General features: G+C 73.0%; 7 protein-coding genes, 1 other RNA gene and 1 pseudogene. All 9 read right to left on the reverse strand.

Annotation, left to right across the window (positions count from 1 at the left end):
* Positions 1–77 precede the first annotated feature (77 nt).
* The 9 genes and pseudogenes from H5397_RS12290 to ssrA all read right to left on the reverse strand — a co-directional run bounded on the left by H5397_RS12290 (position 78) and on the right by ssrA (position 8396).
* Positions 78–1286 carry a winged helix-turn-helix domain-containing protein gene (locus H5397_RS12290; RefSeq protein WP_182817771.1) on the reverse strand — a complete coding sequence of 403 codons (1209 nt, stop codon included), beginning with the start codon at positions 1284–1286 and terminating at the stop codon, positions 78–80.
* 40 nt (positions 1287–1326) lie between these two features.
* Complete coding sequence (hpf, locus tag H5397_RS12295; protein WP_182817773.1) at positions 1327–1935, reverse strand: ribosome hibernation-promoting factor, HPF/YfiA family; 609 nt, start codon at positions 1933–1935, stop codon at positions 1327–1329.
* A gap of 91 nt (positions 1936–2026) precedes the next feature.
* On the reverse strand, positions 2027–2719 hold the full coding sequence (locus H5397_RS12300) for a ComF family protein (protein ID WP_182817774.1): 693 nt from the start codon (positions 2717–2719) through the stop codon (positions 2027–2029).
* Between the two features lie 25 nt (positions 2720–2744).
* A complete protein-coding gene (locus H5397_RS12305) occupies positions 2745–4439 on the reverse strand; it encodes an LpqB family beta-propeller domain-containing protein (protein WP_182817775.1) in 1695 nt (564 codons plus the stop codon).
* Positions 4436–5935, reverse strand: a complete 1500-nt coding sequence (mtrB, locus tag H5397_RS12310) for an MtrAB system histidine kinase MtrB (protein ID WP_255438884.1) — start codon at positions 5933–5935, stop codon at positions 4436–4438. The genes H5397_RS12305 and mtrB overlap by 4 nt, the downstream gene beginning before the upstream one ends.
* Before the next feature lie 50 nt (positions 5936–5985).
* Positions 5986–6681, reverse strand: a complete 696-nt coding sequence (mtrA, locus tag H5397_RS12315; protein WP_182817782.1) for an MtrAB system response regulator MtrA — start codon at positions 6679–6681, stop codon at positions 5986–5988.
* 22 nt (positions 6682–6703) lie between these two features.
* Entirely contained in the window at positions 6704–7279 is a 576-nt protein-coding gene (locus H5397_RS12320) for a YqgE/AlgH family protein (protein ID WP_309224361.1), read from the reverse strand.
* A 58-nt stretch (positions 7280–7337) separates the two neighbouring features.
* Positions 7338–7900: pseudogene (locus H5397_RS19170) on the reverse strand (MsnO8 family LLM class oxidoreductase).
* A 126-nt stretch (positions 7901–8026) separates the two neighbouring features.
* Positions 8027–8396, reverse strand: a transfer-messenger RNA (tmRNA) gene (gene ssrA, locus H5397_RS12330).
* Positions 8397–8593: the final 197 nt, after the last annotated feature.

Here is an 8593-nt window from a genome sequence, read left to right on the forward strand (position 1 = left end):
CTCGTGCTTCCTCGTCGTCCACTCAGGCGCCGGGGTCGGCACCATCCCCCATCGTAGGGGGTCCGCCCGCGGGCGGCTCACACCGCCGGTGCAAGGCGGGCGGCCAGCGTGCCGCGCGGCGCCACCGCGACCTCGGACAGGCCCAACCAGCCCGCCATCAGGTGCAACTCGGACGCCAGCGCCCCGGCCACGTCGCCGGCGCGGTCCCCCGCCCAGTCCTCCAGCCAGGCGGACTGGACCCGCAGGACGCCGGCGGCACGGTCGGCCTTGAGATCGACCCGGGCGGCGGGCCGGTCGCCGAACCAGAAGAGGTACACGTAGTAGCCGTACTGCCGCTGCGGCTCGGGCACGTAGATCTCGATGCGGAAGTACGTGCCGAACAGCTTCTCCAGCCGCTTCCGCTCGAAGACCGACGAGTCGAACGGGCTGACCAGGGCCTGCGCGTGCAGGCTGCGCGGCAGCCGCGCCTCGTGCCACAGCCAGTGCCGGCCGGGCACGCCCACCACCTCGACCGGCTCGAGCAGGCCCCGGGCCTGGAGCCGCCCCACGGCCGCCAGCGCGGAGGCCTGCCCGAGGTAGAAGTACTCGGCCAGGGCGGTCAGGTCGGCGACGCCGAGGGCGCGGGCCGCCCGGGCCACGAGGATGTCGCGGGCGTCGGCGTCCGACGGGTCGGGGGTGGCGAGGACGGCCGGCGGCAGCACCCGCTCGGTGATGTCGTAGCGCCGCTCGAAGGTGGGGTTGCGGCCGGCGACGCTGAGCGTGCCGACGTTGAACAGGTGCTCCAGCACGTACTTGGCCTCGGACCAGTTCCAGCCCCAGTGCACCTTCTGCCGGACCTCGTCGTGCTCGACCTGGCGCGGGGTGAGCGGGCCGTGCGCGGCCACGTCGGCGAGGATCCGGTCGGCCAGGTCGGGGTGTCGGCCGAGGATCTCGATGACGCGGCGGTTGTCGTCGGCGGCCCAGGCGCGCTTGCGCACCCGCAGGGCGGGCTCGAGCCTCACGTCGATGAGGCTGGCGGCGTGGCCCCAGTACTCGAAGACGCGGCGCGGCGCCCACGACCACGCCCGCTCGACCAACCCCGGGTCGTAGGGGCCCAGGCGCGCAAACAGTGGCATCAGGTGCGCGCGCACGGCGACGTTGACCGAGTCGATCTGGAACTGGGCCACCCGGTCGATCTCGGCCTGGACGTGGCGCATGGTCGGGACCGCCGGGCGCGGGCGCCCGAACCCCTGGGCGGCGAGCGCGATCCGACGGGCCTGCGCGTGGGACAGGCGGCGGCCGGGCATCAGGATCGCTCCCGACGCCCGGCCGCCTCGTACTGCTGGGTCACTCCTTGCCGTCGACGTCCAGGTGGATCACGCCGTAGTCGTAGGCCTTGCGGCGGTAGACGACGCTGGGGGCGCCGGACTCGGCGTCCACGTAGAGGAAGAAGTCGTGGCCCACGAGCTCCATCTCGTCCAGGGCCTGCGCCAGCGTCAGCGGGGTCGCGGGGAAGATCTTCTCGCGGACGACCAGCGGGCCGTCACCGGTGACCTCGAGCCCGGCGATGCGGCGCACCTGCGGGCCGTCCTCGGCCTGCGCGCCGGCGTCGGCGGTCGCGGGCACCTCGAGGGTGTCGGACACGCGGAGCCCGCGGTGGACCTTGCGCCGGTCGGCGGCACGACGCAGCTGCGCCTTCATCTTGTCGAGCGCGTGCTCGAAGGCGACCGACTTGTCGTCGGCGGACGCGACGGACCGGACGACCGGTCCCTTCCCGATGAGGGTGATCTCCACCTGGATGGCCTGGTCCGGTTGCTTGTGCTGGTTCGTCGAGACCTGCACCTCCACCCGCTGGACCCGATCGCGGAACCGCTCGATGCCGGTGATGCGCTCGGCAACCTTCTCCCGGAAGTCGTCCGAGATGGTGCAGCGACGGCCGGTGACGATGACGTCCATGTCAACCTCCTGTGTCGGGAAACAACAACGGCACCCGCGCCCACCCCTCCGACCGAGGGTCGGAAGCTGGCGTGTGTGCCATACCCACAACCTAGCACCGGCGACCGTCCCGGCGGGGGGTGGCGGCCACGATCGCGCAGGCCGTCGGCGGGGTCCCCGCCGACGCGAGCGCGCGACACGCCTCGACGAGGCTTGCCCCCGTGGTGGCGAGGTCGTCGACCACCACCAGCGTCCCCTCCGGGGCGGGCCGGGCGCCCAGCGCGCCCGCCAGGTTCGTGCGGCGCTGCCGCTCGTCCAGGCCGGACTGGTCGGCCACCGCCCGGGTGTGGGACAGCACCGGGGCCACCCGTGTCGCCAGCCCGGACGCCGCGAGCCGGCGGGCCGCCGTCCGGGCCAGCAGGAGCGTGGTGTCCAGCCCGCGCTCACGCACGGTCGCCCGCTGCGAGGGCATGGGCACGAGCACCAGCGGGTCGGGGCGTCCGGGACCGCGCCGGAGGGCGTCCGCCACCGCCAGGGCGAGCGCGGCCCCGAGCACGCCGCCCAGCCACCAGCCCGTGCGCTCCTTGTAGGCGAGGATGCAGCGCTGCCACAGCTCCTCGTACCGGGCCGCGGCCACAACGGGCACGAACGGCACCGGCGCGGCCGGCAGCGCCACGGCGAAGGGTTCGGCCGCAGCCACCTCTGCGGCGCAGGCCGCGCACAGGTGGGCGCACGGCGCGCGGCACCCCGGGCACGCCGAGCCGAGCAGCAACGACGCCGCGGCGTCCACCCAACCGGCCAGCACGCCCTACAGGTATAGGCGGCCCGTGTCAGGGATAGAAGATCGTCGTCAGGCCGGTCGCGTGGCTCGACCAACGGAAGTCGCTGTTGTAGCGCCACACCGCGCCCTCGGCCGAGCGCACCATCGGGGGCACGCCGGGCGCGACGGCGAGTTCCACCAGGTCGGTGGCCGCGGACGGCCCGATCGGGACCACGGTGGAGCCGTCCTGGGCGACCGCCAGCACGCTGGTGGTGCGCCCGTCGGAGACCAGGACCAGCAACGAGTCCGCCGCACGCCAGCCCACGTCGAGCACCGTCAGTTGGGCCAGGGACCCGGTGGCCACGTTGAGCTCGCGCCACCCGTCGACCACGGGCAGCGTGTCGGCGTCGGTGACCCGGGCCAGCCCGAGCACCTGCTGGCCGCCCGGGCGCTGCACGACGAGGGCGACGCGCGTCCCGTCCGGGGACAGCCGGAAGGCCTGGATCAGTCCCTCGCCGAGGTCGGTCGCCGTGCCGAGCGCCCACTCCCCCTGCGGGGAGACCACCGCGAGCTCGCCGGCGTCGTTGTTGACCCACACCGCGCCCTCGCGCGAGAACTGCGGGCGGCGCAGCCCGGCGGAGGTGCCGAGCGGCCGCAGCACCGCCTCGCCGAGGGGGGCCAGCTCCAGCCCGGACCGGTCCGCGCTGACCGCCACGGCCACCAGGGCGTCCTGACGCACGGCCGCGTGCGTCGCAGCGGTGACGCCGGGCGCGACGCGCAGGTTCTGGCCGCTCCCGGGGCCCTCCATGACGCGGACGACCTGCCCCTGCTCCAGCCCGAACAGCTGGCGGCTGCCCTGGCGGGGGGCGGGGTCGGCCTCGGGGAAGCCCGTGACCGGGATGACCTGGCCGTACGGCTCGACGGCCCAGGGCTCCTCGCCGGCCCAGCCGACCGAGACGGCGACGACCGACTCGAACGAGCGGTAGCTCCACACCAGTTGCGTGGCCAGCGCGATCCGCTGCGCGGGGTCGAGGTCGGACGCCCCGCGGGTCAGTTCGACGCGGGCCACCCCGGTGGAGGTGACGACCGCGCTCGCGAGCCGGATGCCCGGCAGGGCCGGCTCGACCGCGGGGGCCAGCCACTCGGTGGCGCCCCAGACGACCGCACGGGCGGTGCCCTCGTAGGCCCCCGGGCCCCGGGGGTAGAAGCGCGGGTCGGGCACCAGCCAGCTTCCGCCCGGCGCGTAGAAGTACGGGGTGACCCGGGTGAACGCGCTCGAGAACAGGTACTCAGAGATCAGCAGTCCCGCGGGCGGGTTGCTGATCCTCCACTGGTCGTCGTCGTCGCGGACCAGCCCGAAGTCGTGCTCGATCGTCTCCGTCGACTGCCGGTAGGCGCCCTGGGAGTCGAGGGTGCCGACCACGGGGGCGCGCAGCGTGGCGTTGGTCTCGGTGGCGACCACGGGGTTGCCCTCGGCGTAGATGCGCACGCCGGCCTCCGGGCTCCAGGTCCGGGACGCCTCGGGCGTCAGGTAGGCCCGGGCCACCGAGTAGTCGGGCTGGTAGGACGCCATGGCGTGCAGGAAGCCCTCGACCACCGTGATGGCGGTCGCGTTGCGGCCCGGGGGCGCGGGCGCGATCTCCACGCCGGGGTTGAGCCGGCCCGGGGCCGCGGACACGCGCTCGACGGGGCCGGTGGTGGGCACGCCGCTGCAGCCGGCCAGGGCCACGGCCAGCACGAGCACGGCCAGGAGCAGGCGCCTCACCACGTCCTCCTCTCGGCGGGGACGACCGGCAGGGGCGACTCCCCGACCTCCCCGCCCGCGTCCCGGGGCAGGGTGAGCCGGAACTGGGCCCCGTGGCCCGGACGCCCCCACGCGTTGAGCCAGCCGCCGTGCAGCTGGGCGTCCTCGAGGGCGATCGACAGGCCGAGGCCGGAGCCGCCGACGGTGCGCTGGCGGGACGGGTCGGCCCGCCAGAACCGGGTGAAGACCTGGTGGGCCTGGGCGGCGCTGAAGCCGACCCCGTGGTCGCGCACGGTGACGGCGACCGCGGTCTGGTTGGCCCCGATGGTGAGCACCACGTCGCGCCCCTCGCCGTGCTCGATGGCGTTGCTGAGCAGGTTGGAGATGATCCGCCGCACCCGGCGCGGGTCGACGCGGCAGCGCACCTCCTCGGGGGCGTCCAGGACAAGGCGGGTGGCGTTGGCGTCGGCGAGGGGCCGCTGGGCGGCGACCTCTGCGGCGACCAGCGAGACCAGGTCGACGTCGTCGACCTGGAGTTCGGCGGCGCCGGCATCGAAGCGGCTGATCTCGAGCAGCTCGGTGAGCAGCGACTCGAACCGGTCCAGCTCCCCCTTGAGCAGCTCGGTGGAGCGGCGGGTCACCACGTCGAACTCCTCGCGCTCGTCGTAGAGCACGTCGGCGGCCATGCGGACGGTCGTCAGCGGCGTCCGGAGCTCGTGGCTCACGTCGGAGACGAACTGCCGCTGCACCAGCGACAGGTTCTCCAGCTGCTGGATCTTGCGGCCGAGCTCGTCGGCCATGTGGTTCATGGAGCGGCCGAGGCCGGCGAGGTCGTCGGAACCCCGGATCTGCATGCGCTCGTCGAGGTGCCCCGCCGCGATCCGCTCGGATGTCACGCGCGCCGCCCGAATCGGCCGCAGCGCCTGCAGGGAGATCAGGTACATCAGGCCGGTGATCAGCGGCAGGAACACCGCGGCGGCGGTGAGGGCCGAGCGCTGCACGACCTGGAGCGTCTGCTCCTCCTGCTCCATCCCGAACAGGAAGTAGACCGGGTAGCGCCCCGAGCCGGGCGCGAGCAGCGCACCGCCCACCACGAGGCCGGTCCGCGGCGTCCGCCCGTCGGTGAACTCGATGGAGGTCGGGGTGGTGAACAGGTCCTGTCCCCCCTCCTGCACGGCCTCGCGGATCGGCTCGGGCACCGACGCAACGTCGACACCGGCCGAGGTGATGTCGGAGACCGGTCCGGTGATCACCACCTCGTACTGGTTGCCGACGTTGCCGCGGCTGGCGGCGTCGCGGGCCAGCAGGGTGAGGCGCTCGTTGACGGTGGACGTGCGCAGGTCGGCGTCCCGCAGCGAGGCCTGCATGCCCTCGAGCACCGCGGACGCCTCGGACACCGACTGGTCGGTCTTCGCCTCCAGGATGCCGCGGGTCGACTGGTCGACGAGCAACCAACCGGTGACGCCGAACACGGCCAGCGCCGCGACCACGCTGTTGGTGACCACCCGGAACGACAGGGAGCGCGACCACCACCGTGCCGGGGAACGGAGCACCCTGCCGAGCCGGCTCATGGGGCCGTCGGGGTCCCCGCGCGGTAGCCGATGCCGCGCACCGTCACGATGATCTCGGGGTGCTCGGGGTCGGCCTCGATCTTGCTGCGCAGCCGCTGCACGTGCACGTTGACCAGGCGGGTGTCGCCGGGGTGGCGGTAGCCCCACACCTCCTGCAGCAGCAGCTCGCGGGTGAACGCCTGGCGCGGCTTGCGGGCCAGCGCGAGGAGCAGGTCGAACTCCAGCGGGGTGAGCGCGATCGGCTCGTCGCCGCGGAGGACCGTGTGGGCGTCCACGTCGATGACGATGTCGCCGATGCGGAGGACGGCTGCGTCCTCCCCCGCCGCGGCCGAGCGGCGCAGGCGGGTCTTGACGCGGGCCAGCAGCTCCTGGGTCTTGAAGGGCTTGGGCACGTAGTCGTCGGCGCCGGCCTCGAGGCCCTCCACGACGTCGGAGGTGTCGGACTTGGCGGTGAGCATGACGATCGGCACGTCGGACTCGGCGCGCAGGTCGCGGCACACGTCGACGCCGTCGCGGCCGGGCAGCATGAGGTCGAGCAGCACGAGGTCGGGCCGGAAGCGCCGGAACTCCTCCAGCACCTCGTCGCCGCGACCCACCCACACCGTGTCGAAGCCCGACGCCTGCAGCACGATCTGCAGCATCTCGGCCAGCGCGGCGTCGTCGTCGACCACCAGCACCTTGCTGCCGTCCACACTCACCGATCCCCCTTGGTCGTCAGTTCAGTTCCGGCGTGGGCGTCCACGTGGACAACCAGCCTAGTTGGCCCCCCTGCCGGGCGAGCACGCGCCGCCACAGCGTTTCGGGATCCGGGTCGAACACATCCGCGTGGAGCGCCCGGACCGGGTGCCACATCCCCTGCGCCACCTCGCCCTGCAACTGGCCCGGCGCCCACCCGGCGTAGCCGGCGAAGATGCGCAGGTCGCTGTAGGCATCGGTGGCCAGCTCGATCGGCGTCTCCAGGTGCAGCAGGCCCACCCGGTCGAACAACGGACGCCAGCCCGGCGGCTCCTCGGTGGGGTGGCTGGGGGTGGCCAGGCAGATCGCCCCCTCCTGCGACACCGGGCCCCCGTCGTAGAGGCGGTGGGGCCAGGTCGTCAGCGCGTCCCAGCCGGGCAGCACGCTGGCCAGGTCCACCCCGGTGAAGGCGTTGAGCACCACGCCGAGGGCGCCCGAGGCGTCCACGTCGAGCAGGAGCACCACGGACCCGTCGAACACCCCGTCGGTCAGTTCGACCCCGGCCACGAGCAGCGTGCCGGGCTCGATCGGCGCGTTGGTGATCTCCGGGTCCACGGGCCCATCCTGCCACGGCGCCCCCACCCGGGGTCCGAGCCGGGCCGGACGCCCCGCGTTAGGTGTAGCCGATGCCCAACGCCGCCGCGAGGTGGGATCCGTTCGGGCTGGACCCCAGCAGCCAGGTCTGCGGCACCTCGGGCACGGTGGTCATCAGTGGGTGCCCGGCGAACGGGTGGTCCTCGGGGAAGGACTCGTACAACCAGGCCAGGGTCTCCAGGACCTGCTGCTGGTGATCGGCCTGCGCGGGGTGCTGGCGGTTCTGCTGCAACGCCAGGTCGAGCACCGGGCCGGCGGTCGCCCGCCCCATGCCCAGGTCGATCCGCCCGGGCGCCATCGCCTCCAACTGCTCGAACAGCTCGGCGACCTTGAAGGGGCTGTAGTGGTTCATCAGGACCGCCCCGACCCCAACCTGATCCGGTACGTGGTGGCTGCCGCGGCGGCGATCAGCAGCTCGGGGTGGTGGGATGCCCCCGAGCGGCTCAGGTGGTGCTCGGCGAACCAGACCCGGTGGTAGCCCAGGCCCTCGGCGTGCCGGACGTTCTCCAGCGCGTCGGCCAGGGCGTCCTTCTCGGAGGTACCGGGGGCCACGGTCCCGAGGTCGACGATGGACAGTCTCATGACGAGCGGCTCCTCGACGTCGATGGTGCGAAACGCACGATGCGACGAGGGTAATGGGCCGGGACAAGGGCGTTTGGGTGAGCGAAGGGCCCGGCTGCACGAGCAGCCGGGCCCTTCACAACACAGGGGTGGAGGTGGCGGGAGTCGAACCCGCGTCCTCGAGAGGCGAACCAGGTCTTCTCCGGGCGCAGCCGATGGTGTCGTTCTACTCGGCCCCCGTGCTCGTCATCGGCACGTCACGGACAGGCCCAGCCCTGGTTGAGTCCCGATCGTCCGCCACGGCGCCAGACGACCAGCAAGCCTTCAAGATGAGGCCAGGATCCGGACGGAAGGCACGTCCGGGCTGACCCTTCGATCACTGATCAGGCAGCGAGAGCGAAGTCTGCACGAGAGTTGTCGGCAGTTATTGGTTTCCGGCATTCGTTAACGAGATGTCGCCGGCTCCTCGGCCCGCTTCTCCTGGGACTACCGTCCCAAGTCGAAACCAGTCACCCCCTGTTGAGTTGTCCCTCCCGGTCTCCCGGGAGCACTCCAGTATACGTCCCCGGAGCGCGGCGTTCCAGTCAGCGACGACACTCACACATAGTCCCCGCGTAGCAGGGTGCTGTGCCTCACAGACTTTCCCCGCGTGAGGGGGTGGGGCCGGCCACGATGGGGTGTGCGGCTTGAGGAGAAGTTGTCGATGAAGGCCAG

Source organism: Propioniciclava sp. MC1683 (assembly GCF_014164675.1).
In the GTDB taxonomy this organism is placed as follows: domain Bacteria; phylum Actinomycetota; class Actinomycetes; order Propionibacteriales; family Propionibacteriaceae; genus Propioniciclava.